General features: G+C 37.6%; 25 protein-coding genes. 10 read left to right on the forward strand and 15 right to left on the reverse strand.

The window, feature by feature from the left end:
- Nucleotides 1–339: 339 nt before the first annotated feature.
- From AC1Z3T_RS08710 to AC1Z3T_RS08720, 3 genes are all read right to left on the reverse strand, one after another.
- Nucleotides 340–1,803: an amino acid permease gene (locus AC1Z3T_RS08710; RefSeq protein WP_004829930.1), complete on the reverse strand. Its 1,464-nt coding sequence runs from the start codon at nucleotides 1,801–1,803 to the stop codon at nucleotides 340–342.
- A gap of 2 nt (nucleotides 1,804–1,805) precedes the next feature.
- Nucleotides 1,806–2,837: a class I SAM-dependent methyltransferase gene (locus tag AC1Z3T_RS08715; protein ID WP_042085817.1), complete on the reverse strand. Its 1,032-nt coding sequence runs from the start codon at nucleotides 2,835–2,837 to the stop codon at nucleotides 1,806–1,808.
- Nucleotides 2,838–2,907: 70 nt separating this feature from the next.
- On the reverse strand, nucleotides 2,908–4,281 hold the full coding sequence (locus tag AC1Z3T_RS08720; RefSeq protein WP_004829925.1) for a uracil-xanthine permease family protein: 1,374 nt from the start codon (nucleotides 4,279–4,281) through the stop codon (nucleotides 2,908–2,910).
- Between the two features lie 174 nt (nucleotides 4,282–4,455).
- Between AC1Z3T_RS08720 and typA the strand changes: the two genes are divergently transcribed.
- The 4 genes from typA (at nucleotide 4,456) to AC1Z3T_RS08740 (ending at nucleotide 8,620) form a co-directional block, all read left to right on the forward strand.
- Nucleotides 4,456–6,291 carry a translational GTPase TypA gene (gene typA, locus AC1Z3T_RS08725; RefSeq protein WP_004829923.1) on the forward strand — a complete coding sequence of 612 codons (1,836 nt, stop codon included), beginning with the start codon at nucleotides 4,456–4,458 and terminating at the stop codon, nucleotides 6,289–6,291.
- A 193-nt stretch (nucleotides 6,292–6,484) separates the two neighbouring features.
- Complete coding sequence (gene mscL, locus AC1Z3T_RS08730) at nucleotides 6,485–6,916, forward strand: large conductance mechanosensitive channel protein MscL (RefSeq protein WP_004829921.1); 432 nt, start codon at nucleotides 6,485–6,487, stop codon at nucleotides 6,914–6,916.
- A gap of 133 nt (nucleotides 6,917–7,049) precedes the next feature.
- Nucleotides 7,050–7,691: a hypothetical protein gene (locus tag AC1Z3T_RS08735; protein ID WP_151714541.1), complete on the forward strand. Its 642-nt coding sequence runs from the start codon at nucleotides 7,050–7,052 to the stop codon at nucleotides 7,689–7,691.
- A 14-nt stretch (nucleotides 7,692–7,705) separates the two neighbouring features.
- Complete coding sequence (locus AC1Z3T_RS08740; RefSeq protein ID WP_419320449.1) at nucleotides 7,706–8,620, forward strand: hypothetical protein; 915 nt, start codon at nucleotides 7,706–7,708, stop codon at nucleotides 8,618–8,620.
- Here AC1Z3T_RS08740 and AC1Z3T_RS08745 read toward each other — a convergent pair.
- Both AC1Z3T_RS08745 and mutM read right to left on the reverse strand, forming a co-directional pair.
- Nucleotides 8,617–8,901, reverse strand: a complete 285-nt coding sequence (locus AC1Z3T_RS08745) for a peptidylprolyl isomerase (protein WP_483396582.1) — start codon at nucleotides 8,899–8,901, stop codon at nucleotides 8,617–8,619. The genes AC1Z3T_RS08740 and AC1Z3T_RS08745 overlap by 4 nt on opposite strands.
- On the reverse strand, nucleotides 8,898–9,749 hold the full coding sequence (gene mutM, locus AC1Z3T_RS08750; RefSeq protein WP_419320543.1) for a bifunctional DNA-formamidopyrimidine glycosylase/DNA-(apurinic or apyrimidinic site) lyase: 852 nt from the start codon (nucleotides 9,747–9,749) through the stop codon (nucleotides 8,898–8,900). The genes AC1Z3T_RS08745 and mutM overlap by 4 nt, the downstream gene beginning before the upstream one ends.
- A gap of 390 nt (nucleotides 9,750–10,139) precedes the next feature.
- Between mutM and AC1Z3T_RS08755 the strand changes: the two genes are divergently transcribed.
- From AC1Z3T_RS08755 to AC1Z3T_RS08770, 4 genes are all read left to right on the forward strand, one after another.
- Entirely contained in the window at nucleotides 10,140–11,438 is a 1,299-nt protein-coding gene (locus tag AC1Z3T_RS08755; protein WP_199980677.1) for a carbohydrate porin, read from the forward strand.
- Nucleotides 11,439–11,471: 33 nt separating this feature from the next.
- Nucleotides 11,472–13,685: a TonB-dependent receptor domain-containing protein gene (locus AC1Z3T_RS08760; protein ID WP_419320452.1), complete on the forward strand. Its 2,214-nt coding sequence runs from the start codon at nucleotides 11,472–11,474 to the stop codon at nucleotides 13,683–13,685.
- Nucleotides 13,686–13,704: 19 nt separating this feature from the next.
- A complete protein-coding gene (locus AC1Z3T_RS08765) occupies nucleotides 13,705–14,823 on the forward strand; it encodes an NADH:flavin oxidoreductase/NADH oxidase (protein ID WP_419320454.1) in 1,119 nt (372 codons plus the stop codon).
- A 110-nt stretch (nucleotides 14,824–14,933) separates the two neighbouring features.
- Complete coding sequence (locus tag AC1Z3T_RS08770) at nucleotides 14,934–15,857, forward strand: AEC family transporter (protein WP_419320456.1); 924 nt, start codon at nucleotides 14,934–14,936, stop codon at nucleotides 15,855–15,857.
- 35 nt (nucleotides 15,858–15,892) lie between these two features.
- Here the strand turns inward: AC1Z3T_RS08770 and AC1Z3T_RS08775 are convergent, their stop codons facing one another.
- The 5 genes from AC1Z3T_RS08775 to AC1Z3T_RS08795 all read right to left on the reverse strand — a co-directional run bounded on the left by AC1Z3T_RS08775 (nucleotide 15,893) and on the right by AC1Z3T_RS08795 (nucleotide 20,179).
- The gene (locus AC1Z3T_RS08775) at nucleotides 15,893–16,705 is read right to left on the reverse strand and encodes a tetratricopeptide repeat protein (protein WP_263510954.1); all 813 of its coding nucleotides are present in this window, start codon (nucleotides 16,703–16,705) and stop codon (nucleotides 15,893–15,895) included.
- A gap of 226 nt (nucleotides 16,706–16,931) precedes the next feature.
- The gene (locus AC1Z3T_RS08780; RefSeq protein WP_005033500.1) at nucleotides 16,932–17,639 is read right to left on the reverse strand and encodes a DsbC family protein; all 708 of its coding nucleotides are present in this window, start codon (nucleotides 17,637–17,639) and stop codon (nucleotides 16,932–16,934) included.
- Nucleotides 17,640–17,743: 104 nt separating this feature from the next.
- A complete protein-coding gene (locus AC1Z3T_RS08785) occupies nucleotides 17,744–19,408 on the reverse strand; it encodes a DKNYY domain-containing protein (protein ID WP_419320458.1) in 1,665 nt (554 codons plus the stop codon).
- Between the two features lie 196 nt (nucleotides 19,409–19,604).
- Entirely contained in the window at nucleotides 19,605–19,925 is a 321-nt protein-coding gene (locus AC1Z3T_RS08790; RefSeq protein ID WP_005033495.1) for a low molecular weight protein tyrosine phosphatase family protein, read from the reverse strand.
- Nucleotides 19,922–20,179, reverse strand: coding sequence for a hypothetical protein (locus AC1Z3T_RS08795; protein WP_005033493.1), 258 nt, complete (start codon nucleotides 20,177–20,179; stop codon nucleotides 19,922–19,924). Before AC1Z3T_RS08795 ends, AC1Z3T_RS08790 begins: the two co-directional genes overlap by 4 nt.
- Before the next feature lie 175 nt (nucleotides 20,180–20,354).
- Here AC1Z3T_RS08795 and AC1Z3T_RS08800 point away from each other — a divergent pair, with 175 nt between their 5' ends.
- Complete coding sequence (locus AC1Z3T_RS08800) at nucleotides 20,355–20,600, forward strand: hypothetical protein (RefSeq protein WP_004829903.1); 246 nt, start codon at nucleotides 20,355–20,357, stop codon at nucleotides 20,598–20,600.
- 28 nt (nucleotides 20,601–20,628) lie between these two features.
- On the opposite strand, the gene AC1Z3T_RS08805 is transcribed toward AC1Z3T_RS08800, so the two are convergent.
- On the reverse strand, nucleotides 20,629–21,690 hold the full coding sequence (locus tag AC1Z3T_RS08805) for a TPM domain-containing protein (RefSeq protein ID WP_419320545.1): 1,062 nt from the start codon (nucleotides 21,688–21,690) through the stop codon (nucleotides 20,629–20,631).
- Between the two features lie 339 nt (nucleotides 21,691–22,029).
- On the reverse strand, nucleotides 22,030–22,215 hold the full coding sequence (locus AC1Z3T_RS08810; RefSeq protein ID WP_227562331.1) for a hypothetical protein: 186 nt from the start codon (nucleotides 22,213–22,215) through the stop codon (nucleotides 22,030–22,032).
- A 224-nt stretch (nucleotides 22,216–22,439) separates the two neighbouring features.
- Here AC1Z3T_RS08810 and AC1Z3T_RS08815 point away from each other — a divergent pair, with 224 nt between their 5' ends.
- Nucleotides 22,440–23,615, forward strand: a complete 1,176-nt coding sequence (locus AC1Z3T_RS08815; RefSeq protein WP_419320461.1) for a PQQ-dependent sugar dehydrogenase — start codon at nucleotides 22,440–22,442, stop codon at nucleotides 23,613–23,615.
- 33 nt (nucleotides 23,616–23,648) lie between these two features.
- On the opposite strand, the gene AC1Z3T_RS08820 is transcribed toward AC1Z3T_RS08815, so the two are convergent.
- The 3 genes from AC1Z3T_RS08820 to AC1Z3T_RS08830 all read right to left on the reverse strand — a co-directional run bounded on the left by AC1Z3T_RS08820 (nucleotide 23,649) and on the right by AC1Z3T_RS08830 (nucleotide 25,869).
- The gene (locus AC1Z3T_RS08820; RefSeq protein WP_198260773.1) at nucleotides 23,649–24,890 is read right to left on the reverse strand and encodes a TPM domain-containing protein; all 1,242 of its coding nucleotides are present in this window, start codon (nucleotides 24,888–24,890) and stop codon (nucleotides 23,649–23,651) included.
- A gap of 137 nt (nucleotides 24,891–25,027) precedes the next feature.
- Nucleotides 25,028–25,522, reverse strand: a complete 495-nt coding sequence (locus AC1Z3T_RS08825) for a hypothetical protein (RefSeq protein WP_419320463.1) — start codon at nucleotides 25,520–25,522, stop codon at nucleotides 25,028–25,030.
- A 2-nt stretch (nucleotides 25,523–25,524) separates the two neighbouring features.
- A complete protein-coding gene (locus AC1Z3T_RS08830; RefSeq protein WP_009585918.1) occupies nucleotides 25,525–25,869 on the reverse strand; it encodes a hypothetical protein in 345 nt (114 codons plus the stop codon).
- Nucleotides 25,870–25,904 lie beyond the last annotated feature (35 nt).

Here is a 25,904-nt window from a genome sequence, read left to right on the forward strand (position 1 = left end):
ACCCATCCATGACTTGGATTCAATAGGCAATAAAAAACCTAGCGAATGCTAGGTTTGAAACTGACATTCGGACACTTTGATTAAATCAGTGTCCGCGAGTAGACGACTGCTTAATCTTAATTCAATGTTTTCTCAAGTTGTTGCATGTCGTACTCCTGTTTATTTTTGATTCGAAAATCAAAGACCAAAATTCTGTTTGGATATTATCCAATGGGCGCTATTCTATAAATAAAAAAAACTTTGTCAATCCATCCCGCCAATTTTTTTAGATTAAACAGGGGCGTTCAATCTAAAAAATAATAAAGCAGCTCGAAAGCTGCTTTATCTAAATACGCTGATTTATTCTTTTTCCACTGAAATTGGACTCACATCCATTTTGTCATAAGGTACAAATTTAGTTTTATGCTTCCATTTATAACCAAGCCAAATCACAAGGAACAGCGGAATACTGATATAAGTGGACAGCACGCTCATCCATTTGCCTGCAAGAATAGCCTCTGAATTTTGTCCAAGAATAATAATGGCACAGAGAATAAATGCAAACCAAGGACCAAATGGGAAGAATTTTGCTCGATACGCTAAATCTTCCAGTTTGTGACCTTGTGCCAAATAGCCTTTACGGAAGCGATAATGCGAGACTGCAATACCTAACCACACGATAAAACCACACATTCCTGACATATTTAACAGCCACGTAAATACCACACTTTCACCAATAAAGGTGGTCAAGAAACACAGTGCTGCAATTGCAGTCGTGGCATAGAGTGCATTCATTGGCACGCCACGCAGATCGAGTTTAGCGAAAATTCGTGGTGCTTTTCCTTCACGAGCCATATCAAATAACATACGTGTTGATGAATACATGCCCGAATTACCCGCAGACATAATCGCAGTTAAAATCACCGCATTCATTAATCCTGCTGCAAAAGCTAATCCTGCTTTTTCGTACAATAAGGTAAATGGTGAAAGGGTAATATTACCGTCGCCTTCAGCAGCAAGAGCAAGATTTGGATCTGTATATGCCACCAAGGTACCGATGATAAAAATACATAAGATATAGAATAACAGAATTCGCCAAAAGATCTGTTTGATTGCAATCGGAATGGTTTTCTTTGGATCTTTAGATTCACCCGCAGCAACGCCTACCATTTCAGTTCCCTGAAATGAGAATCCTGCAATCATGGCAACACCGACCAAGGCTTGGAATCCACCCACGAAAGGTGCATCACCAATGGTCCAATTCTTTGTAATTGAATCTGTTGGATCTAACATGATTTTGCCAATCATGAATAAGCCAATCACAATAAAGAACAGGATGGCAATGACTTTGACCAAGGAGAATAAGAATTCACTTTCACCAAAGCCTTTGACGGTTAATGCATTGATAAAGAAGATAATGGCGAGAAAGATTGCACTCCACCAGAATCCAGGAATATCGGGAAACCAAAACTTCATAATGAACTGAACTGCAACCAGCTCAAAAGCAACAGTAATTGCCCAGTTATACCAATAGTTCCAACCTAGAGCGAATCCAAAGCCTTCTTCTACATATTTATTACCATAGGTAAAAAATGCACCTGAAGTTGGATTGTGGGTTGCCAATTCACCTAAACTGGTCATTAAGAAATAAATCATAATACCAATCAGTACATAGGCAAGTAGTGCTCCACCTGGACCTGCTGTGGCAATGGTTTGACCAGAAGCAAGAAATAATCCTGTACCGATAGAACCGCCAATCGCGATCATGTTTAAATGTCGTGCTCCAAGCTTACGCTGGAGTTGTGGATGATCTGTTTCGCTCATCGTTATTCCTTACTGCTTTTTTGAGTATTGGCGAATAGCACTTTAAAGCCTTGTTGATCAGCTTTTGTAATGCATTGACCAAAGCTCTGCTCAATGAGTAATGGGTAATTTAGGAAGCGGTTTGCCACAATCCATAATTCACCGCCTGATTTTAAATGTCGTCTTGCAGTTTTACATAGTGTTTCACTGGCATTGTAGTCGGTTTGAATACCTTGGTGAAACGGTGGATTGCTGACGATGGCATGTAAAAACAATGGCGCATCCTCAATTCCAGTCACTGCTTTTATTTCGAGTTGTTCTAAAGGTAGATGATTCTTTTCAAACGTCATTTGTGTTGAAGCTAAAGCAAAAGCATCAACATCCAAAGCAAAAATACGATTTTTAGGATTGAGTTTCGAGAGAAATGCGCTGATGACCCCCGCACCACATCCAAAGTCAGCAATTTTTCCTGAAGTGACTTGTTTCAAATAAGGCAATAGTACAGCAGTTCCAATATCTAATCGATTTTGACTAAATACACCAGGTAGGGCACAAATGCGAAGATCACCCGAAGGCGTGCTGACATTGTATTCTTGCGCCCATTGTGCGAGCGGTTTCGGAGTCACGGTTTTATCAGTCGTCAATTGCCACATTTGGCAATGACGTGCGCTATCTAATTTTATGGCTTGACCATAAGGCAATAATTGTTTTGCAGCACGTTCAACACCGCCTTTCTTTTCTCCAACCAAAAAGATTGAAGCGCCGATTGCTAAACGAGCAACCAACTGATGCAGAACATAATTGAGTAATTCTTTGGATTTTGGGACAAAAACAATAGCTTGATCAAAATCAGCCTCTGCCATGTCTGTTCCAAAATGCACGTTGGCTTGTTGGTTTTGGAAATATTGGTACTCATTGTAATTCCAAGTCCAAACACTTGCCTCGATGTCATGAGCTAAATTTGAAAGTAGATCATCCGTTGGTGCATTGACCAATAAAACACGTCCAGAGAGATAGTCATGCTGTCGAATGACAACTTCACTTCTTGGCTCCATATTCACCATCCATCATTAAAATTGAACAATAATGCCCAGTCTAGGCTGGGCATTATAAAGAATTGATTCGTTATTTTTTAGTTTCAGGCAAAACTAAATTTAAAATTAAGGCAGCTAGTCCGCCTGTCGCAACACCAGAACTAAAGATATTGCGTGGTAATTCTGGTAAATGTTCTAAAATTTGAGGAACTTGGGCAACACCTAAGCCAAGTGCAAGTGAAATTGCAATAATCAGCAAGGCACGACGGTCAAGTTGAATTCCAGATAAAATGTTAATTCCCGATGCTGCTACAGCACCAAACATCACCATGACTGCACCACCAAGAACGGCTTGAGGCACAGCTTGGATGATTCCAGCAACAGCTGGAAATAATCCAAGAATGATGAGCATGATCGCAATCCAAATACCGACAAATCGACTCGCAACACCTGTCAATTGAATCACACCATTATTTTGGGCAAAAACAGAACTTGGAAAGGTATTGAACAGCCCTGCAAGAAATGAGTTTGCACCATTGACCAATACACCACCTTTGATTCGCTCCATCCAAACAGGACCATCAACAGGTTGGTTTGAGATTTTTGAGGTCGCAGTCACGTCACCAATTGCTTCTAGAGAGGTCACGAGGTAGATGAATGCCATTGGAATAAACAGACTCCAAGAGAAACTAATTCCAAAGTGCATAGGTGTTGGGATTTGAATTAATGGGGCATCTTTTAAGCCTGAAAAATTTAAATAGCCCATAAAGCCTGCAAGAATATATCCAATCACTAAGGCGATTAAAATTGCAGAACTCTTAATCCAAACCACTTTAAATCGATTGAGCAAGATGATAATCGCCAATACTGTACATGACATAATCAGATTATCTTTGCTTGCAAAAGTGTGGGTGTCCATTGCTTGATAGCCACCACCCATACTGATAAGACCTTCTTTAATTAAGGTCAATCCAATCAGCAATACCACGATTCCTGTCACCAATGGTGTAATGAGTTTTTTCACCCAAGGTAAAATGCGTGATACACCCATTTCGATAAATGAACCTGCGATCACCACACCAAAAATAGAAGCCATGACTGCTTCAACTGGAGTACCCGCTGCTACCATTGCAGAACCAATCCCAATCATTGGTCCAATAAAGTTAAAGCTTGTACCCTGTACGATCAATAAACCTGCACCAAAAGGTCCAATTTTTTTGCATTGTAAAAAAGTAGCTACCCCTGAAATCACCAAAGACATCGATAAAATCATGTTGGTGTCTTGAGGCGATACGCCTAGTGCTAAACAAATGAGTAAACCTGGGGTCACAATTGGAACGATAATCGCCAATAAGTGTTGTAAAGCAGCAAAAAATGCGATAAGTGGTTTTGGACGATCATTTAAACCATAAATAAGATCGATTTGACCCTGTTTTTGATCGGAAGAGGTATGAGAATCAGACATGGTACAGAAAGAGGAAGCTGCGAGATGGCGCTATTCTAATCGCTTTACACACTATTACAAAATAAAAAGCCAGCAGTTGTGAAAAAAACTTGTAACTGTCAATAAACTGTCACTACTAAAAGTTATCTTTTTTCTGTATAATTTGCCCTCAAATTTAAAGCGTATCGAATTTACATGTCTGATATTAAAACTCTCCGTAATATTGCCATCATCGCGCACGTCGACCATGGTAAAACGACTCTAGTAGATAAACTTTTACAACAATCAGGTGCACTCGGTGACCGCGCGGGTGAGATTGAGCGTGTTATGGATTCGAATGCGCTTGAGTCTGAACGTGGTATTACCATTCTTGCAAAAAACACTGCAATCAAATGGTTAGACAAACGTACAAACACTGAATACCGCATTAACATCGTCGACACCCCGGGACATGCTGACTTCGGTGGTGAAGTTGAACGTGTAATGTCTATGGTTGACTGTGTACTTCTTTTGGTTGATTCACAAGAAGGTCCAATGCCTCAAACTCGCTTTGTAACTCAAAAAGCGTTTGCGCGTGGTTTGAAGCCAATCGTGATCATCAACAAAGTAGACAAGCCAAGCGCTCGTCCAGACTGGGTGATCGATCAAGTATTCGATTTGTTTGATAACTTAGGCGGTAGCGACGAACAATTAGATTTCCCAGTTGTTTATGCTTCTGGTCTTCGTGGTGTTGCTGGTCCATCTCCAGAAGAACTTGCTGAAGATATGACACCGTTGTTCGAAACAATCGTAGATATTGTTGAACCACCTTCAGTTGATGTTGATGGTCCATTCCAAATGCAGATTTCTTCACTTGACTATAATAGTTTTGTGGGTGTAATCGGTGTGGGTCGTATTCAACGTGGTTCAGTAAAAACCAATACACCAGTGACTGTGATCGATAAAGATGGCAAGACACGTAATGGTCGTATCTTAAAAATTATGGGTTACCATGGTCTTGAGCGTGTAGATGTAGATTCAGCTCAGGCAGGTGATATCGTATGTATCACTGGTTTAGATGCATTAAACATTTCTGACACGATCTGTGATCCTAAAAATGTTGAAGCTTTACCTGCATTGTCTGTAGATGAACCTACAGTTTCGATGACTTTCCAAGTAAACAACTCACCGTTTGCGGGTAAAGAAGGTAAATTTGTAACTTCACGTAATATCCGTGAACGTTTAGATCGTGAATTGATTCATAACGTTGCTTTACGTGTAGAAGATACTGACAGCCCAGACCGTTTTAAAGTATCTGGTCGTGGTGAACTTCATCTTTCAGTATTGATTGAAACAATGCGTCGTGAAGGCTTCGAGATGGGTGTTTCTCGTCCGCAAGTGATCATGAAAGAAGTTGATGGCGAAATGCAAGAGCCATACGAAAACGTAACATTTGATGTTGAAGAACAACATCAAGGTTCTGTTATGGAGCAAATGGGTAACCGTAAAGGTGAGTTGACCAATATGGAAGTTGACGGCAAAGGTCGTATCCGTATTGAAGCAACTGTTCCATCTCGTGGTTTGATTGGTTTCCGTTCTGAATTCTTAACCATTACTTCTGGTACTGGTATCATGACTTCAAGCTTCTCGCATTATGGTCCTGCGAAACAGGGTGCAGTTGCGAAACGTCAAAATGGTGTGTTGATCTCTATGGTTAACGGTACTTGCTTAGCGTTTGCATTGTTCACTTTACAAGACCGTGGTCGTCTGTTTGCTGAACCACAGTTAGAAGTGTATGAGGGTATGATCGTAGGTATGAACTCTCGTTCAGACGACATGACTGTGAACCCAACTAAAGCGAAACAGTTAACTAACATGCGTGCATCTGGTACAGATGAAGCATTAACGTTGACACCTGCTATTAAATTCACGCTTGAACAAGCATTAGAATTTATTGAGGATGACGAATTAGTTGAAGTTACACCTAAATCTGTTCGTATTCGTAAAAAATTCTTAACTGAAAATGAACGTAAACGTGCTTCTCGTGGCTAAGTGTTTTAACTAGGAATAATTTCATTTCTAGAAAAAAAACCGCAATTTTTTAATAAATTGCGGTTTTTTTATATAAATGTAAAAGGCTTTTGGTTTTTAACAAAAAACGAGTAAATTAAGCGGAAATGTACATGGAAACATAATGTATACTTCGTCACATAAAAAATACCTAAAATTGGCTTGGAGTTAAAATATGAGTATTCTTTCAGAATTCAGAGAGTTCGCCATTAAAGGCAACATGATGGATATGGCAATTGGTGTCATCATCGGTGGGGCATTTGGTAAAATTATTGACTCATTGGTCAAAGACGTGATCATGCCATTGATCTCTGTAATCACAGGGGGCGGTGTAGATTTCACACAAAAATTTATTGTATTGGGGGACAACCCGAATAATTTAACTTCATTGGATGCTTTACAAAAAGCAGGTGTGAATGTTTTAACCTATGGTAACTTCATCACGATCTTCTTAAACTTCCTGATTTTGGCTTGGGTTGTATTTCTGTTGGTTAAATTCCTTAATAAAATCCGTAAACCTGCTGAAGCTGCGCCTGCTGCAACACCTGAAGATATTGAATTACTCCGTGAAATTCGTGATGAATTGAAGAAACGTCCGCAAGCCTAATAAATTGGTTTGAAGTTGCAGGATTATATATTTTTAAATGGTTTTAGAAATATAAAATGATTGTAAAGAAACGAATTGAAACGGTACGATTAAGTACCGTTTTTTATGCGAGAACATAAAAAGGATGATGGCTATGGTAAAAAAAAGCATAGGGATAGTGATCACACTCATGGCTTTATCCGCTTGTTCTGAGCATCCAAAAGAACAACAGGCGGTAGAAAAGGCTCAGGCTGAACGTGCAGATCAAGCGCAAGCTGCAAGTGGTTTGACGTTTAGTGATATGCCGAATGAACAGACCACGTATGCCACCATTGAAACAGATTCAACAGATGAAAATGAAGCACTGTTACTTGCTTTGGAAACACGGTTGTTAAAGGCTAATTTTGAATTTATTGAAAAAGACAGTGGATCATCATGGTCGGAAAATGATTGTACGCTCAACAAAGTCATACAAGTAAAAGGCGAAGGAATTCGTTCATATAAAGCCGTCAGTAAAGAAAAATTAGGTGATGATCAACAGTATCGTCCAGATTTTGTCTTGTTGGTGTTTAGTTTTAAAGATGAAGCGACAGCTGAACAAAGTTTTAAAATGCTGGAATCAGCCGTTAATTCGGCAGGAGGTTACTGCAATGGTAAATCGCCTGAAAATATTGTCAGAAATGGCAATGAAATTTTTTACTTTACGACCAGAGCAGAGATGTTTAGGACGTATATTGATGATTATGCGAAGTTTATCCATGAGTTTAAACCTGAACAAAGTGATTCAAATATATAAAAGAGTTTAAATTCATGAGAATAGCTCAGATTTTTATTTTTTTGGCGAGTTTTCTAATCTATGGATGCCAAGCCCATGTTAAAGTTGATGAAAATTTTATTAAGCAGTTCAGCCCAGAAATACGCCCTCAAGTAACCTCGATGTGTGAACAATATGATTCTAATGATCAGGTTCAAGGAGTTTATTTTAGTCACTACGCATTTGGTTTATATACCTTTATTGGAATTAAAAACAACAGATTTGAAATATTAAGCTTTGATGATGTCAAGTATTCTTCTATGGATCAAGTTTCAAATATTGAATTGCAAACAGGTCAATATATAAAACGAAATGACCAAATCATTTTAAAAACGGAAAAAATGACTAAGGCAGACCCCTTGGCAAACCAAAGTGCAGATTTTGAAAACTTTATTTATTTGCGAAACTCTCAAAGTGCATTTCTAATTAAAGATATTGAGGATGTAGCCAGTTCAATGTCATGGTCACAAACGATGGGAAGTGCGCGTTCGCAATTTAAGAAGATTCATTGTCATATTCAGGATTATCATCATTATAAAGGTGATGAAGAACCATCACCATCTTATCAAGCATTGCCTAAACGCTTTAAAGCACTTGTGTTTGATCAACCTTTGCATTTGATAGTAAAGTCTGCGGAAGACATTTCAAAGTCATTAGAGCGAAATGATGATTCCGAAACAGTTATAGAGCAAACAGTTCAAATTCTAAGTGGCAATACTCAGAAGTTATTTATAAACCAGCCAATCTGTATTATTCAAGGGCAAGGTAAAGGATTGTATGGATATATCAATCAACCGAGTCAGCCCCTTACTACAGCATGGATGAGTTTTGAGCAAGGTGTAAGTACGGGAATTGCCAGACAAGGCGATATCATTTCAACTTCATACCACGAATGTAAATCTTTAAACTAAAAATCCATACGAAATTTAATTTCAACCAAATGAAAACCAAATTGACTTTTTACAGGTCCATGTAGGATATGTTCAGCCGCAGTAAATACCAATTTATCAATCACAGGAACAAGCTGTCCTTTTTTCACTTCACCTAATTCACCACCACGTTTAGCTGAATTACACGTTGAATGTTGTTTCGCAATTTTGGCAAAATCAGCGCCATCATGGATCTTCTTCTTGAGCTGCTCTGCAAGATCTTTGTGTTTGACGAGAATATGTCGAACGATTGCAGTTTTCATTTTATTTTTCCTCGTATCTTTTTAGGCGTATCTTTGATTCGCTTAAGTGGTTGGCATTGGGGGCAAAAAACACTGGCTCTTTGTCCAAGTTTTAGATTTTCCAAAGTCGTTTCACAGTTGATACACATTTCACCTGCGCGACCATATGCCAACAAAGTTTGTTGAAAATAGCCATTTTCACCCATCGCATTGCTATAATCTCGTAAAGTTGACCCACCCAAATCAATCGCTTGCTTTAGGATTCGTTTAATTTCAATCACCAAATTTTGAACTTGTAGCTTTGATAAGCTTGACGCAGGTTGGGCAGGGTGAATACCCAAATTAAATAAGCTTTCAGTTGCATAGATATTTCCTACACCAACGACGATATGGTTATCCATGATTGCAACTTTTGTGCCGACATTTTTATTTTTTAATTTTTCAAACAAATATTCAGCATTAAATTCATCACTTAAGGGTTCAGGACCTAAAGTATCAATAAGTTTGCTTTGGCTTTGTTCATTCAGCCAAATAATGCAGCCAAATCGGCGTGGATCATGATAGCGCAATTGCATATCTTCAAATTGAATGATGAGGTGATCATGCTTTCTCATTTCATCTGACTCATCACAAATTCTAAAGCTGCCTGACATCCCTAAATGCCAGAGCATTGTATGACGGTCGAACTCAGCCAAAATATATTTGGAACGACGAGTTAAACCAATGAGTTTTTGACCTTGAAGTTGCTGAATATCTTCTGGAATTGACCAACGTAAGCGAGATTCACGGACTTGGACATACATCACTTTCTGATCGATTAAGGGAACTAAGCTGGTTTTAGTTGTTTCAACTTCAGGTAATTCAGGCATGCATGTTGTCGTATTGGGATAAGAGCTCATTATTGTATGCAAGAATGGGATGGCTTTAAAGTGCGATACTGTTAGTCCTACGACTTTAGGTTGAACCCATAAGATAAATCGCAGAATGACACGTTAGCGTGTTTGATAAGCTTTTGTTAATTAAAATAAAGTTTATTGATAAAATAAAGTTTTTCGATTGATAAAAAATATCTGATAGTTATATGTAAAAAAATGTGTAAATTTCTAGTAAATAATCTCTATAAATAATTTGGATTCTCCATAGTATTTTAGGCGTGATTGTGATTTTAAAATATGATTTTTATATTAACTTTATAAGGATCAAAAGTTTGAAATTAACAAAATTATCTGTATTCATTCTGCTCCAAATTAGGCTGCCCCATGAAAAAAATTGCTTATCCTTTATTGGCAATCTCTACTTTTACCATGATGTCTGTTGCATCGGCTGAAGATGCTTTTGACCTGTATGGATCAACCATGACAGGGGACTGGAATGGTACACGTACTGAGTGGGCTGAAAAAGGGATCAAATTCGATGGTACGATTGCCATGGATGGTTCATATCTTGCTGATGGTGGTTATGATGCACATCAAGCACCAACCTTTGCGACCCAGTTTGGTCTTGGAACTACTTTGGATATGACGAAATTAGCAGGTTGGAGTGATGTTACGATTCGTGCTTTAGTCACAGCACGTCAAGGGGAAAGCACATCATTAAGAGGGATTCAGGCACCTGATGCACCACAATGGGCAAACTCTCAAGCCAACTGGGGACGAGGTAATTCAGGAAGTCGTTTGAGTGAGCTCTATATTGAGAAGAATTTTAAAGAACAAGGGCTCAGTATTCGTGTGGGTCGAATGGGTTTGGGGACTGAATTTAATACCATGGCTTGTGATTTCCAAGGTAATGCATTCTGTGCTGCACAAATGGGGAAATGGCAAGGTAAGCTTTGGTATAACACACCCGTTTCACAATGGGGCGGACGTTTGAAGTATCAAATCAATCCTGAGTTATTCGCACAAGTCGGTGTTTTTGAATACAACCCAGACAATGCTTTGGAGCGTCAAGGCTGGAACTTGGATACCAAACATGCTGATGGTGTAAATATTCTTTCTGAGGTGGTGTGGTCACCAAAGCAAGGTTTCAATGCTTTACCTGGCAGTTATCGCTTTGGTACGCTTTACAATACTGCTGACGAGGCAAAAAATCAGTACGATGTGGCTTATAAAGCAGGAACTAAGGCTGAAGATCGTACATATGGCGGCTGGATTGCCTTTGAACAGCAATTGACCTCAGTAGGTGAGGGCAAACGAGGTCTACATAGCTTTGGTAATTTTACTGTACATGATCGAACGACAACAGCGGTAAGTGATTCACAACAACTGGGTTTAAAGTACTATGGACTATTTAAAAGCCAATCCAACGATATTCTAGGCTTAGCCGTCAATAGAGTACATTTGAACGATCGTTATACGGATTATGTGAATAATAGTCGCTTAGGCACAAATTTAAGACAGCTGAATGAAGATGCAGAGTATAATGTTGAGTTAAATTACTCATATTACCCTGCCAAATGGTTCATGCTTCGTCCTTTAGTGCAGTATGTGGTGCATCCTGGTGCAACCAATCAGGTCGACAATGCATTGGTCATTGGCTTGGGGTCTAAAATTATTTTCTAAAATTATTTTCTGCAATCACCCGAGGAAACCTAGATGCAAAGAGTGAAACATTTAAAAATTAATACCACACTACTTTGTTTAACAGTCTGTATTTCCCAGAACATCTATGCTGAATCGGAATCTCAGGATTCCACTCAGCAACTCCCCACCATTAAAGTTGAAGCAACACGCTCAGACACGAGCATACTCAATACGCCTGCATCTGTTTATCGTATAGACCAACAACAAAATCAAAATAATATGGGAGTGAACCTCACTGAAACTCTCAAAGGCATTCCGGGCTTACAGCTCAATAACCGTGAAAATTATGCGCAAGATTTACAACTGTCTATGCGAGGCTTCGGTGCACGTTCAACCTTTGGTGTCCGTGGTATCCGTTTGTATGTGGATGGTATTCCTGCAACCATGCCCGATGGACAAGGTCAGACGTCAAATATTGATTTAAGCAGTTTGGATCATATTGAAGTACTGGGTGGACCTTTTTCATCACTCTATGGAAATTCTTCAGGTGGGACGATTCTAACTACGACAAAAGAGGGAACAGGGCGCGATTCGATTGAGTTAGGATACTCAGGTGGAAGTAACAATAAAGGGCGTGCTGATATTGTTTTACAAGGTGGTGCCGATAAAGCCAATGAGCCAAGTTATGTGATTAGTTCTTCGTATTTTGATACTGATGGCTATCGTGATCATAGTGCAGCAAGAAAAACCTTGAGTAATGCTAAACTCACTTGGGATTTAGATGACGGCTCAAAAATTAATTGGATCACCAATTATGTAAATATTCATGCGGATGATCCACAAGGTCTGACCCGAGACAAATGGAAGCAAAATCCTAAACAGGTCACTGACAATAAAAATGAATTTAATGTCCGCAAAGATATTAATCAGACACAAACAGGTGTTAATTGGACCAAGCCCATCAACGACCAAAATGAAATTTATTCGATGGTTTATTTAGGTCATCGAGAGGTTACACAATATCAATCTATTCCAAAGTGTGTTTTCACAGATTCAACAAATACTATTTGCAAACCAAATACAGTTCAGTTAAATCCTCGCCATGCAGGTGGTGTTATTGATTTCTCTAGAGATTTTTATGGTACAGATTTACGTTGGACAGGTAAAGAGCTTTTGCCGAACACGCGTATCAGTTTAGGGCTTGCTTATGATGCTATGAATGAAGATCGCCAAGGATATGAAAACTATATTTTAGATAATAATAAAAAACCCCATTATGGGATAAAAGGTAATTTACGTCGTGATGAACGAAATACTTTATGGAATTTAGATCCGTATCTTCAGGTGTCTTGGCAATTTTTACCAACTGTACGGCTAGATACAGGATTGCGTTATAGCAATGTTCATTATGAATCTAAAGATCATTACGTTAAATATGATGCCGATCCTAAGAAAAATAATGGCGACGATAGTGGGCAAACAGATTATAACAAACTACTTCCATCAGCTGCTTTGACATGGGAAATTACGCCTGAGATTAGCAGTTATCTCAGCTATGCCAAAGGATTTGAAACACCAACTTTCACTGAAATGGCTTATCCAACCAGTGGAACTTCAGGGATTAACTTTGCACTGAAACCTTCGACCAATGATAACTATGAATTGGGTTTAAAGGCACAAAATCAATTGGGTAATTTCACGGCTGCAGTTTTTCAAAGCAATACACGAGATGATATTGTCGCAGGAGTTGCTAATAATGGACGTAATACATTTCGAAACGCAGATAAAACTATACGCCAAGGGGTAGAGTTATCATGGAATAATAAGCTTTGGAAAGCGCTAACAGCTCAAGCATCTTTTAGTTATTTGGATGCCAAATTTGATTCAGATATTCCCGAAATTTTAAATGAAAAAAATGAAACTATTGCACCAGCAATTTCTAAAGATAATTACATTCCCGGTATTGCTAAAAATCAAGCCTTTATTGGACTTGGTTGGCTTCCAGAAAGTGGTTTAAATGCTGGGGTCGATGTTCGTTATATGGATAAAATCTATGTTGACGATCTCAATACAGATACTGCACCAAGTTATACAGTCACCAGCCTAAATGTCGGTTATATCTGGAAAAACAAAGATTGGAAAGTCCGTAGTTTTGCTCGAGTCGATAATCTATTCGACAAAAACTATGTGGGTTCAGTCATTGTAAATGATGGTAATGGGCGATTCTTTGAACCTGCAGATGGTATTAACTGGAGTGCCGGTTTGAGTGTCACCAAACAATTTTAATTCGCTGGGAAAGTAATTTATGTCTGCTCAACCGAAGTTATTTGAATCCATTCAATTTGGCTCGCTCGCACTGAGCAATAAAATAATTATTGCACCAATGTGTCAATATTCTGCAACTGATCAAGGTGAAATCACGTATTGGCATGAACAGCAATGGGCAAATTATGCTTTGTCAGGTGCAAGCTTGTGTATTGTTGAAGCGACTGCGGTTCAAGCAGAAGGACGTATCAGCTATGCAGACCTTGGTTTGTGGAATGATATTCAACGAGATCAAATAAAGGCTTTATTGAATAAAGTAAAAACGATAGCGCCAACGCCTTTTGGCGTACAACTTGCACATGCAGGTCGTAAAGCCTCAACGGATAAACCATGGTTGGGGAAAGGGCAAATTGCAGCAGATCATGCGCATGGTTGGCAGACAGTTTCTGCCAGTGATATTGCATTCAACATTGAAGATGTTGCACCACACGCATTAACGCTTGATGAAATACAAATCATCATTGGTGATTTTGCTCAGGCTGCAATCCGTGCTGTTGAGGCAGGTTTTTCATTGATTGAAATCCACGCAGCCCATGGCTATTTGCTACATCAATTTATGTCGCCATTGTCGAATTATCGTACGGATCAATATGGTGGCAGTTTTGAAAATCGTATTCGCTTAACTTTAGAGGTTTTTCAAGCCATTCGAAATGCAGTGCCTGCCAATTATCCTATAGGTGTACGCCTTTCAGCAACGGACTGGATGGATGCTGAAAATGGTTGGAACATTGAGTCGAGTATTGGTTTATCAAAAGCCTTGGCGCAGTTGGGAGCGGTCTATATCCATGTATCCTCAGGCGGCTTACATGCTCAACAAAACATCAAGATTGGTGCAAACTATCAAGTGCCATTTGCCAATGCAATTAAACAACAAGTGAATATTCCAGTAATTGCGGTCGGGTTGATTACCGAGGCTGAACAGGCTGAACAGATTCTTCAGCAGGGTGAGGCAGATGCAATTGCATTGGCAAGAGCAATCTTGTATGACCCACGTTGGCCATGGCATGCTGCAGCGAAACTGGGCGCTCACATTTCGATTGCACCTCAGTATTTACGTTGTCAGCCTCATGGAATAAAGGATTTGTTTTCAGCATACTGATGACATTACAGTTTTGTGTAATCTATTATTCTTTTAAAGTATTTATATTCATCATAGATATATTCTAGGATATATCTTTATTTACAAGTTCTGGAAAAGGAACGGTTTAAATGATTTTTTCGGTAATTTTTCCAGTATTTTTCTTGTTATTTTTGGGTTTTATCTCTGTTAAAATCCAATTAATTAGCAAAGCACAAATCTTAGCCTTGAGTGCTTTTGTGATCAAAATCGCTTTACCTGCTTTGCTCCTTCATGCCTTAGCTTCAAAAGATCTGCATGAAATTTGGTATCCTGAATACTTCTTTGTCTATGCCAGTGTCACTTTTGCCTTATTTATTCTGGCTTTCTTCATAGGGCAGAAAATTTTTAAAAATCATTTTACCCATGCCTCAGTATTTTCATTGGGGGCTTCCATGTCCAATACAGGACTATTGGGTGCTGCAATTTTAACTTTGCTCATGGGCAGTGAGGCCATGATTTACATCTCTTTGGTGGTCATCATCGAAAGTGTTTTTCTCGTGCCATTAATGCTGACTTTGGCTGAAATTGGACGCCAACGACAAGCCAATTTAGTCGCTATCTTAAAAATAACTTTTATAACCTTACTAAAAAATCCGCTATTTCTATCGGTAATGATTGGCATGAGTTGCGCAGTTTTCAATATACAGATTCCACATCTGTTAGATTCAGTTTTTGCTATGCTTGGGCAAACAGCTTCGCCACTGGCACTCTTTATTATTGGCGGGGGAATGGTGGGGCTCACTATTCAATCCTTTAATCTGCAAACCATTTATCTTGTGGTCTCAAAAAATATTTGTATGCCGATCTTGGTCTATTTGGGTTTTACCCATTTTACAGACTTAGATCAAAAAATGATTTATGCAGGTACATTAATTGCAGCTTTGCCGATGCCTTCGATCTTTGGAATTTTTGGACAGATTTATGGTTTGAATGAAAAAGCACTGACGCCGTTGATGATCAGTACATTTTTGAGTTTTATGGTTGTGAGTGTTTTGATCGGTGTATGGTGGTAAAGCACACATAAGCGTGTGCTTTACACTTTGGCAGATTATTTTTTCGGAGCAGCAGCTTTTGCTGGCGCTTTAGCTTTCTCAGCAATTAACTTATTGACCACTTCTAGGGATTCTTTCGCTTTAGGCACATTATTTTTTGCTAACTCAGCGAAAATCTTTTGCGCTTCAGGTAAGTTTTGATCAATGATATTGCCGTTGGTCAGCATATTTCCTACAGCCATTAATGCAGGAATATAGCCTTTCTTGGCTAAGTTTTGAATTTCATTGAGACCTTGATTCACCGTGGCTGCATTTTTCTTTTTTAAACCATCTGTAATGTCATAGAGGGCTTTGGCATGAATCGCAGGTGCAAAATCTTTTTTCACTAAAGGATCAAGTTTTTGTAAACCCAACTTGTCTGATGCAGGCGTACCCTCTGCAAATAATAAAACAGCCAATTCTACAGTCGCGTCATCAAAACCTTGAGATGATGATTTCTCTAAGTATTCACGAACTTTCTTTTCATCTTTGCTTAAACCTAACTGTCCTACAGCATAGCTTTGAGCCAACACATAACTTGCCACTGGATAGCCTTTTGCTGAAGCATCCTGATAATATTTCAATGCTTTTTTATCATCTTTGGCAGTACCTTGCCCAGTTTGGGTTAAATAGCCTAAGTTATATAAGGCTTGCGCATTGCCTGTTTTAGCGAGGCGATCTAATTCTTGATAGGCTGCTGGGTAATTTTTTGCTTGAATGAGTTCTTGTGCCTTCGCAAAAGCAGGATCAACATTACTTTTAGGCGCATCAGCAGCAAATGCTGAAATACTAGATAAACTCAAAAGTGCTGCAATAAGTGTTTTTTTCATTTTGAAACTGTACCTGATTTTAATTTCAACATAATTCCATTTATGGTGTCAGAATGGATTGATGACATTTTTAATCATAATTTGAAAATTAATAATGTAAACATACCAATTGTATTTGTTGGTGCATTTATGTTTTAGATTTTTTGTAGATAAGCATAAATTAAGCATGTTTTAAAGTTATTCTTGCAGAAGAAATGAAAATCATTGCTTCTGCTTTTCGAAAAAATTATTTAACTGCTTTTAACAATAACTCAATTTCACCTGCATCACGTGCACCTGAAATACGTGTTCCATCTTGTAAGAAGAAAGTTGGCGTACCATCTACATTAAGCGTTTTAGCCAAAGCGATATTCTTTTCTACAGGGGTGGTGCAAGATTTGGTTGAACTTGGTTGTTTTTTATCAAGGGTATAATCTTGCCATGCTTGGTATGGGTTTTTAGCGCACCAAATTTGTTGCGAGACATTTTCAGCGTTAGGATGTAAACGTGTGATTGGGTATAAGAATAAATAAATCGTCACGTTGTCGACATTTTTTAATTCTTTTTCAAGATGTTGGCAATAAGGACAATCGGGATCACTAAACACATAAATGGTACGTTCACCTTTGCCTTTGACATGCTTAATGGCTTGTTTTAAGGGTAATGCTTTGACATCAATACTTTTTAAAACCTGTTCACGTTCAGCAGTTAGATTCTTCTGTTCTTTTAAATCAATTAAATTACCGACAAAGAAATATTTCGCTTCTTCATTGGTATAGACAATACGCCCCCCCATATAAACTTCATAAACATCTTTGATCGGCGAGTTCTGTACCGATTTCACTTCAATTTCAGGATATTTAGTTTTTAAGTTTTGTTCTAATGTTTTGATGTCCGCATGTGCCGAAGTAAAGCTAAAAATACTTAAACTGAGAAGAGATAACCAAATTTTCATGATAAAACTCGAAATAATAATATCGATATTGTGCACTCAATGGTACTCAAAAATATATTGAGATCATGTAATTGAGATTAAAAAATCTCACTCAAACCTGTTGTTCATTTTTTCAAAATGCTGTGAATACCATGTTGTGCCAATTGCTGTTGTAATTGTTCAATATACTGATTTAATTCTGCTTGAGAATCTACATTTAAACTCAACTTTGAACTAAAGTTGAAGTTCATTGAGCGTTTGCCATTGCGTTGTACAATTCGAAAATGACCAATATAGCCTTTTGCACCTGTTGTTCTGCTTATACTAAATTCCACCTGTTGAATCTGCGTTATAGGATAAGCAGTCAGCATTAAATTGCTGACAATCAATTTATGATTTCGAATGTAAAATGGGGCAAAATTTAAATTAAACCTTTTAAATAACCAAATCAAAGCACTGAAAATAACAACAAAGATGAAGGGAGCTATAAAACCCCAATATTTGTCCGAGCGGTTCTCTGTCTTCGCCTCAACCAAAGTTGTGTGTTTGGCTTCAACCATCTTCTGTTCATCAATCCACTGACGAATATCGTCTGTACGTGGTTGAGTTTTTAGTAAACTTTGAATGGTTTGCGGGTCACGAATATGATAAACCGTGGCTCGAATCAGTTGGCTGTCACCAAGCTGGTCAAAATAATAAAAAGCATTGCCATTTTTCCATACGCTACCGCTGTTGTAATTCACATTTCCCAGTTGTTGCCAAGTCGAAACCTGTGGCTCATCTAATTTTAAAATACGCGTTACTCTGGAGGAAGATGAACCTTTGCTACTTCGATATTCACGGGCTTGTAAGTAGAGAAGTTGCTGACCATTCGAAAAAATTGCAGGCGCAATTTCTTTAAAGGATTGCCCTAAAAATGGATTATCCCCAGCACGTACCATTTTTTCTTTATTTACATCAAAATAATAGATGCCAGTGTCGTTATAAAATAACGCATGATTGCTGTGGTCACCATATTTGCTGAGCAGATGATAAGGTGCAAATTGTGGATCAAAGGCAAATTGATTGACATAAACCATGCCATCAATCGGATTGAATAAATAGCTTTGATTGTTTGAGTTCTCTATATCAAGGGTATAAAGCTTTTGATTGTCCTTTAATCTAAGTCGTGTGTTATTGAAGTATACGTTCGTACCATCTGCCCTAAAAATATGATTTTCTTCGCCAGAGACTAAGCGTAATTGATGAGAGTGAGCATCTGGAAGTAATTTTCCACGATAATAGGTCAATATTCCGTTACTGGCTGTATCAATGTCTGCATTGACTAGATACGGTTGATCACCTTGTTCTAGTTTAAAATAAGGATAAAGATAACTTTGTGGTTTTGAACCAATGCCAAAATTTTGTAGTATGATTTGAAAAACTTCTTGAATCACAGATAAATTTTCATTTCGCTCAGTCATCGGTGAACAATACCAAGTCTCTTTTCCATCTGTGAAATAACTGTTGCCGATAGTCTTCAGTTTTTGCGGTTGTACACCTTTTAAAAGGATGTTGCCACAGTAGACATTTTTTTGATCTGCGCCAAGTTGTCGATATTGGTAATGGTCATTTGGCAAATAAAATGTTTTCGCATCTGCTTCGGGAATGAGGTAATCGCCATTACTCGGTACTGAAGCATAAATTTGGTTGTTATATTTTTCAAATACTCCCATTTTCTCGCTGGTTGCATCAAAAGGTATGGTATTTGAATCTGGACCTGAACATCTAAATAAAAAGCTCAAGCTCAACAGAAGCCCCAAAGCTGTTAAGAGGAGAGTAATGGTTCGAAGGATAGAACAAACATTGAATGAATTCTGCATTATTCGCTTTATTTTTTAATTGTGATCAGTCCTCATGACAAGATCATTCTAATTTATTTTTTACCTATTCAGTAGCGAATTTAGTAGAGAATTGTGCAGATTGCTTGTAGCACTATATTTTCATTTAAGGCAAATAAGGCAACATGCTCTCTTTCAAAAGCTCGATTAATGCTTCATCCATGTAGGGATATTCATCCGGAATGTCCAAAACAATCACTTTTTTGTGTTGTAGTGGTTGAGGGAATTTTTCTTTGATGTTTTGTTTGTGCTTTTGTTCCATCACAAAAATCATATCTGCCCAAGCGATATCTTTGAGAGAGATCGTATGTTTGGCATGTTTGCTTGTTCCAGCAGAACGAGTGGCAATGCCATAGCCCACTGCAAAGATACGCTCAGCAGTGGGACTACGCCATTGATTACGACTACATATAAAAAGGCTGTTCAATCAGCGATCATCCAAAACTCATATTGTGCTTGTTTTCGTCTTTTTGCCGAGGAAACACGCGGGTATTCAATCCCAAGTTGTTTGGAGCGAGATCTTTTGAGTGATCTATTCCAAAGCATTTTCCAGTCTTTTTCAGGTTTCCACAGGGTTGAGGTATGTCTACAATCTCGACCACGATGTAAAAAATTGACTTTACGTCTCCATGCGCGGTTTCTGTTTATATCGTTTGCAAATAATTGTGATGTAATGTCCATAGGATAAAACTCATGAGTTGATCGGGTTCAGCAGCCGCGATAACACATGATGGAATCATTTTATAAGTATTTATTGATCCAGACAAGTTGTAAGTATGTGCTGATCAGCACTTTGAACAGACTTAAATGAATTGAAACGTTATAATTGTCATTCAATTAGATTGATGAGAAAACCATGTTTATTAAAGCGATTAAGCGTAATTATGACAAAATTAGTCAGGACGAAAGTATTGCTGACGAAGACAAGATTGATGCGCTACTGATCAAGTTAGGTGGTGAGTTTCTTGTGAGTCAAGATGATCGTGTCTATTGCTTTGAAAAAGACGGTTTAACTGCAAAATTTGATGCAAAACATGCCCGTGCTTTTCATTTTAAGGAATATGTCTGCAAGGACATGAATAAACTGTTTCATGGTTTTTAAATAGAATTTAGCCGCTCAGGCTTAACGGTTACCAAGAGCCTGATGCGCCTCCACCCCCTGAACTACCTCCAGAACTTCTACTGCTACCCGATGATGAACTGGAGCTAGAGGAAGATGAGCTATTGCTCGATGAACTTGAGGAAGAGCTTGAATAGGATGATGAACGTGAAAAGGTTGAAGGTGTTTCTTTAAACCATTCCTGATATTCAGCAGGATAATAATGTTGATAAGGCTTGGCTATCGAATAAATGAGTGTCCAGATCAAAAGCAAGATGAATGGACAGAAAATAAAAAACATCAATACGGGAATCCAACTGTTTGGCAGAAGAAATGCCAATATAATTGGAATGCCGATCAATAAAACAGCATATTTCTTTGGAATCTTTTCAGGTAAAGTCGATAATTTCATCAGTTTATAGATATTTTGATAATGATTAAATTTAGCGACTAGCCAAAGGACGAAAACGTACAAGCCAAAAAGCAAAAAGAAATTTAGTCCTGTAACAATCCAACAAAATAGATGGTGAATAGGCAAAAATACGATTAAAAATAAAGGAATTCCTTTGATTCGAATTTGCTGTTCTTTAAGCGTTTGATAAATTGGCGAAAAATAGATGACTAAAATACAACTCACCATAATATTCCAAATAAAAACAATGAAATAGTTGATGAAGTGCTTTGAGGGTTGGTCTAAGTGTATGACATACGGACTTTCTTGCTGTGGCGTAGCATAATGATATGTGCTTTGCGGTGTCGTATCAGGAGTAGATTTTTGTTCAACGTCGTGAAGTTTGGGTATGTCTATGGTTAAGTTAGGTAATTGACCAAGTTCATTCTGTGCGAGTGCGATACCTGTATAGTATTCATCATTTTTAAAATGCGGTGCGAGAGTATTTCGAATAATACGGCCAGATTGTATATCTGTTAGATCCCCCTCTAAACCATAGCCAACCTCAATTCGCATTTTTCGATCATCTTTGGCGATCAGTAACAACACACCATTATCTTGTTGAGCATTACCAATTTTGATGGTGTTCAAAATATCATTTGCCACATGCTCGATTGAATCGTCGTCTAAAATGGAAATGATTAGGGTCTGTGGACAATTCGTCTATGTTTGCGACTAGGTGTGTTTTTTAGGCGATTCTAGCCGCGAAATACGAAATTTAGTCATTCTAAATAATGAGAAACACTGTTTCGCAAGGGAACGACGAAGCGCCAAAAAACATGCTAGTCCCCGCTACGCCTTGCGCTGCAAACAAAGCAGTGCTTTGTTCTTGCTCAGGGTTGTGGCTAAAATTATCTCAGGCTACGTTATGAAACTTGAAAATAGTCTCGCTATTCTCTTCATTTCCTTGCGGAGTATACTCCTCATGCCTGCTCAATTTTAACCTACAACGCAAGCCATTTATGAAATGTCCACAGACCCTTATATCTTAAGGTCGATATTTTTTTGTTTAAAAATAACTTCGTTGTTCTGTTTGAGCTTTTCAATCTCAGCGGTAGTCAATGTCTGTGTGGTATCTAAAATATGGTCTTTCTTTAATTCTTCTAGAATTTGTGGTGATAGGGCATGACAGGTAATACTGAGTAATAGACTCAGTGTTAAGAGCATGAACTGTTGATAAATTACTTTGTTGAATAGATACATCTTTTATAGTTTTTAAGTTGTTGAACTCATTCTAAATGTTGAGGAGTGAGAGTGAAACAATTTTTACAAATGAATGAAGAGTCCATTTGAATCTTCTCAAAAGCATTTGATTATGTATTCATCATTTAAATTGTATAATATCAAAAAAGAAGTTGTTTCTTCATAAGATGAACTGAGAAGTATCAAAAATGAACAAAATACTGTCAATCTTATTATTATGTTTAATTTGTCCAATGACAGTTTTAGCTCAACAGCCAAAGCTAGTACCACATCAAATCAATTTGAAAAATGGAAAGCGCTTTTCTTTAAATTTACCGGCAAATTTTGAAATTATTCCTGCTGCTGAGGGCTTAAAACGAGTCCGCTTTTTTACAAAAGCCCCTGATGGGAGAATGTTTGTCACCGATATGCATGATTTGTCTGATAATAAAAAAGGCATCATCTATATTTTGGATCAATGGAATGCTGAAACAGGTCGATTTGGCAAAATAATTCCTTATATGACTGGTTTGAAAAATCCAAATTCGATTCAGTTTTATACAGATGATACAGGGCAAGATTGGTTATATTTAGCTGAAACTGACCAACTCACTCGACGTAAGTTTACCCAAGGTGAAACCAAACCCACGGCTAAAGCTGAAGTTTTAGCTACTTTTCCAGACTATGGCTTAAGCTACAAATATGGTGGTTGGCATCTAACACGGACAATTGCTGTAGGGGGCAATGGAAAAATTTATGTTTCAGTTGGCTCTAGTTGCAATACATGTGTTGAAAAAGAAAAAGTTCGAGCAACAGTTTTAGAAATGAACCCAGATGGTTCTGAACAAAAGATTTTTGCCCAAGGTTTACGTAATGCAGTGGGTTTAAAATGGATAGGTAAAGTTTTATTTGCCACCAATCAGGGGGCAGACCATTTAGGTAAAAATAAGCCTGATGAAACTTTTTATGCCCTTAAACGTGATGCTGATTATGGTTGGCCTTCATGCTATTCGTCGAATGGTAAAATTTTTGCTGATGCAAAATTCAAACGTTCAAGTGGCTGTAAAAATGTATTAACACCTTACGCCTATTTCCCTACGCATTCATCTGCACTTGGCTTTGATTATTTTGATCATCCTAATACGGATGACAGTATCAAAAATTCTTTTTTGGTCGCTTTACATGGTTCTACAGATGCCTCAATTGGTCATGGCTACAAAATTGCGATTATGCGTAAAGGGCAAAAACTTGAGACTTTCATGGATGGTTTTTTAGTGGGAAAAAATGTCTATGGTCGACCTGCTGATATTTATCGAGTTGATGAAAATTCATTTTATTTCTCCGATGACAAAGGCGGTGTAATTTATTATGTGAGGAGGAAATAATCTTCCTCCATCACATGTTAAGGACCTTGACACTTACCATGAACCTGATGCACCACCACCACCTGAACTGCCGCCTGAATCTCGTTCATCATTGGATGATGAACTGTTGCTGGAGGATGAACTGCTACTTGAAGATGAATCTTGATGACTATCAAAGGATGAATGATGATTTGAGGAGTAATTATTGTCTGAATTGGAGTTTTTCCGTAGTGCCTGAACTCTTTCAAAAGCCTCCTCGCGTGCCTGTTGTCGCTCTTTTTCTCTGAGATATTGATTGTAGTAAGTTGTTAAATATTGATTTTCATTGCGATGTTTGAAGCGATACAAAAACTGTAGATAACGTAAAAAGATTAAAATTAAGCAGATAGTTAAACATTTCAACAGAAAAACTGCAGTTGCAGGGATGAAATCAACTAGATAGAAAATACCTAATCCAAAGATTGAAAAAATTTGAAGCGGCAGGCTATACAAAATGCATTTCAACATTTTATGGCTTTGATCTTTAGGTATGAAGACTGCAATTAAAAATGGTGCGTATACTGGAATAAGCGCACTCAAAAAGAAGCCTAAATTAGCAAGATTTAAATAAGAAAAAATCAATAGATGAATAAATATCTCTACCACAAAAAAAGCGACAAAGGCTGCTAATCCGCCTCCAGTCCCCAGTTTGACAACCAATTTGGTATAAACCCAATACATTGGAATACAAAGCAAAATAGAAAGAAACAGGTAACCATAAAAGCTGAGATTGAAAACAATTTCTGGGTGTTTTGTGGTGACCTCTCTCAATGAAATATTTTGATTGAAAAGCGTTTTCTGGGTTTGAGAAAGACCTTGATAATAATCATTATTTTTAAAATTTGGTGCAAGGGTATTTCGAATCATTCGCCCCATTTGCACATCTGTCAAATCACCTTCTAGACCATAGCCAACTTCAAAGCGCATTTTTCGGTCATCTTTAGACACGACAAGCAACATGCCATTATTAAGTTCTGAATTGCCTATTTTAATTTGATTAAAGACTTGTTCAGCATATTGTTCTATTGATGTATCTCCAATCGTAGGGATCATTAATATTTTCAAATCAATATTTTTCTGCTGATAAAGCTGTCTATTTTGATTTTTTAATGCTTCGATTTGATTGTTGTCTAGGGTAGAAGTCGTATCAACAATATGCTGTTGTTTGAGTTGCTGTAACAGTTCAGGCGATAGCGCATGACTACAGATACTTAAGATACTGACTAGAAGTAATACGATGATTCTTTGAGATGTCATGGTTTGAAGGTATCTATTCATTTTGTTGTATTAAAATTGAGATTAATCTCATTCAGTTTATTCAATGATCAATATATTTCGATAATTGAAGTAGGGGGGAAATTGTTTAAGCTAAATTTTTTTCTATGGATACATATCTAACCTCTGAAAGGTGATAATGAAATATTTTGTGCCTTAGCTAAATTTAAAAAACGTAAGAAAATAAAAAATTCTATTAAATTAATACCAATACGCCAAAATTGTTCGTTAAAAATTCTTAGCGTTGTATTGTAGAAGACGAATACATCAAATCCAGCTCCATTTGCACCAAAGCCAGTTTCGAAATAAATAAACAAACCTGAGGTAATTTTGGGAATATAGGCAATCAAAGGTGTATAAAATGCTGGAATTAAACTTAAAGAAATCCAAAACAAGATTTTTAAACCTGTTTGTCTTTTGTCCCAATATTGAAGTGCACCAAACAACATAAAAACCAGTTGAATGTAAATTAAGACATATAAGATGAATACTAAAATATGAAAGGTATTGGTAAAGAGTTGATAGGTAATCAAGCCCAATCCAATGATGGCAGAAATACCATAATATAAAGCGATAAGTTTGTATTTAGGATCGTTAAATTCTAAATTATTCATTTTCATTTTTCCTCTAATGGAATTTGTGTGTTATTTAATATTTTTCTAAATCGATAAAACATAAAAATTTCAATAAAATTAAGACCAAACCCCCAAGGACTATCACCATTTAAGGTAATGGTCGTGTTGTACCCTGCGTGTAGTTTTAAGGTAGAAAAAAATGATGTATCTGTCCATTCAACGAAAAATCCAAATATGATGGCAATATTGGGGATATATAAAAATAACGGTGTGCTTAATAAGAAAATTAAACTAAAACTGATCCATTTTAATATTTTAAGTCCTATAATATTCAATTGCCAATATTGATAAGCAGCGTAGAGTGTAATGATCAGTTGAGTCAACATCAATCCATAAATCATTCTGGAGAATAAGTTGATGT

The sequence above is a fragment of the Acinetobacter sp. B-6 genome (assembly GCF_056930735.1).

Coding starts and splice junctions, on each gene's coding strand:
- AC1Z3T_RS08710 (WP_004829930.1), bottom strand. CDS start 1,803: ATGAGCGAAACAGATCATCCACAACTCCAGCGTAAGCTTGGAGCACGA.
- AC1Z3T_RS08715 (WP_042085817.1), bottom strand. CDS start 2,837: ATGGAGCCAAGAAGTGAAGTTGTCATTCGACAGCATGACTATCTCTCT.
- AC1Z3T_RS08720 (WP_004829925.1), bottom strand. CDS start 4,281: ATGTCTGATTCTCATACCTCTTCCGATCAAAAACAGGGTCAAATCGAT.
- typA (WP_004829923.1), top strand. CDS start 4,456: ATGTCTGATATTAAAACTCTCCGTAATATTGCCATCATCGCGCACGTC.
- mscL (WP_004829921.1), top strand. CDS start 6,485: ATGAGTATTCTTTCAGAATTCAGAGAGTTCGCCATTAAAGGCAACATG.
- AC1Z3T_RS08735 (WP_151714541.1), top strand. CDS start 7,050: ATGGTAAAAAAAAGCATAGGGATAGTGATCACACTCATGGCTTTATCC.
- AC1Z3T_RS08740 (WP_419320449.1), top strand. CDS start 7,706: ATGAGAATAGCTCAGATTTTTATTTTTTTGGCGAGTTTTCTAATCTAT.
- AC1Z3T_RS08745 (WP_483396582.1), bottom strand. CDS start 8,901: ATGAAAACTGCAATCGTTCGACATATTCTCGTCAAACACAAAGATCTT.
- mutM (WP_419320543.1), bottom strand. CDS start 9,749: ATGCCTGAATTACCTGAAGTTGAAACAACTAAAACCAGCTTAGTTCCC.
- AC1Z3T_RS08755 (WP_199980677.1), top strand. CDS start 10,140: ATGAAAAAAATTGCTTATCCTTTATTGGCAATCTCTACTTTTACCATG.
- AC1Z3T_RS08760 (WP_419320452.1), top strand. CDS start 11,472: ATGCAAAGAGTGAAACATTTAAAAATTAATACCACACTACTTTGTTTA.
- AC1Z3T_RS08765 (WP_419320454.1), top strand. CDS start 13,705: ATGTCTGCTCAACCGAAGTTATTTGAATCCATTCAATTTGGCTCGCTC.
- AC1Z3T_RS08770 (WP_419320456.1), top strand. CDS start 14,934: ATGATTTTTTCGGTAATTTTTCCAGTATTTTTCTTGTTATTTTTGGGT.
- AC1Z3T_RS08775 (WP_263510954.1), bottom strand. CDS start 16,705: ATGAAAAAAACACTTATTGCAGCACTTTTGAGTTTATCTAGTATTTCA.
- AC1Z3T_RS08780 (WP_005033500.1), bottom strand. CDS start 17,639: ATGAAAATTTGGTTATCTCTTCTCAGTTTAAGTATTTTTAGCTTTACT.
- AC1Z3T_RS08795 (WP_005033493.1), bottom strand. CDS start 20,179: ATGGACATTACATCACAATTATTTGCAAACGATATAAACAGAAACCGC.
- AC1Z3T_RS08800 (WP_004829903.1), top strand. CDS start 20,355: ATGTTTATTAAAGCGATTAAGCGTAATTATGACAAAATTAGTCAGGAC.
- AC1Z3T_RS08810 (WP_227562331.1), bottom strand. CDS start 22,215: ATGCTCTTAACACTGAGTCTATTACTCAGTATTACCTGTCATGCCCTA.
- AC1Z3T_RS08815 (WP_419320461.1), top strand. CDS start 22,440: ATGAACAAAATACTGTCAATCTTATTATTATGTTTAATTTGTCCAATG.
- AC1Z3T_RS08820 (WP_198260773.1), bottom strand. CDS start 24,890: ATGACATCTCAAAGAATCATCGTATTACTTCTAGTCAGTATCTTAAGT.
- AC1Z3T_RS08825 (WP_419320463.1), bottom strand. CDS start 25,522: ATGAATAATTTAGAATTTAACGATCCTAAATACAAACTTATCGCTTTA.
- AC1Z3T_RS08830 (WP_009585918.1), bottom strand. CDS start 25,869: ATGTTGACTCAACTGATCATTACACTCTACGCTGCTTATCAATATTGG.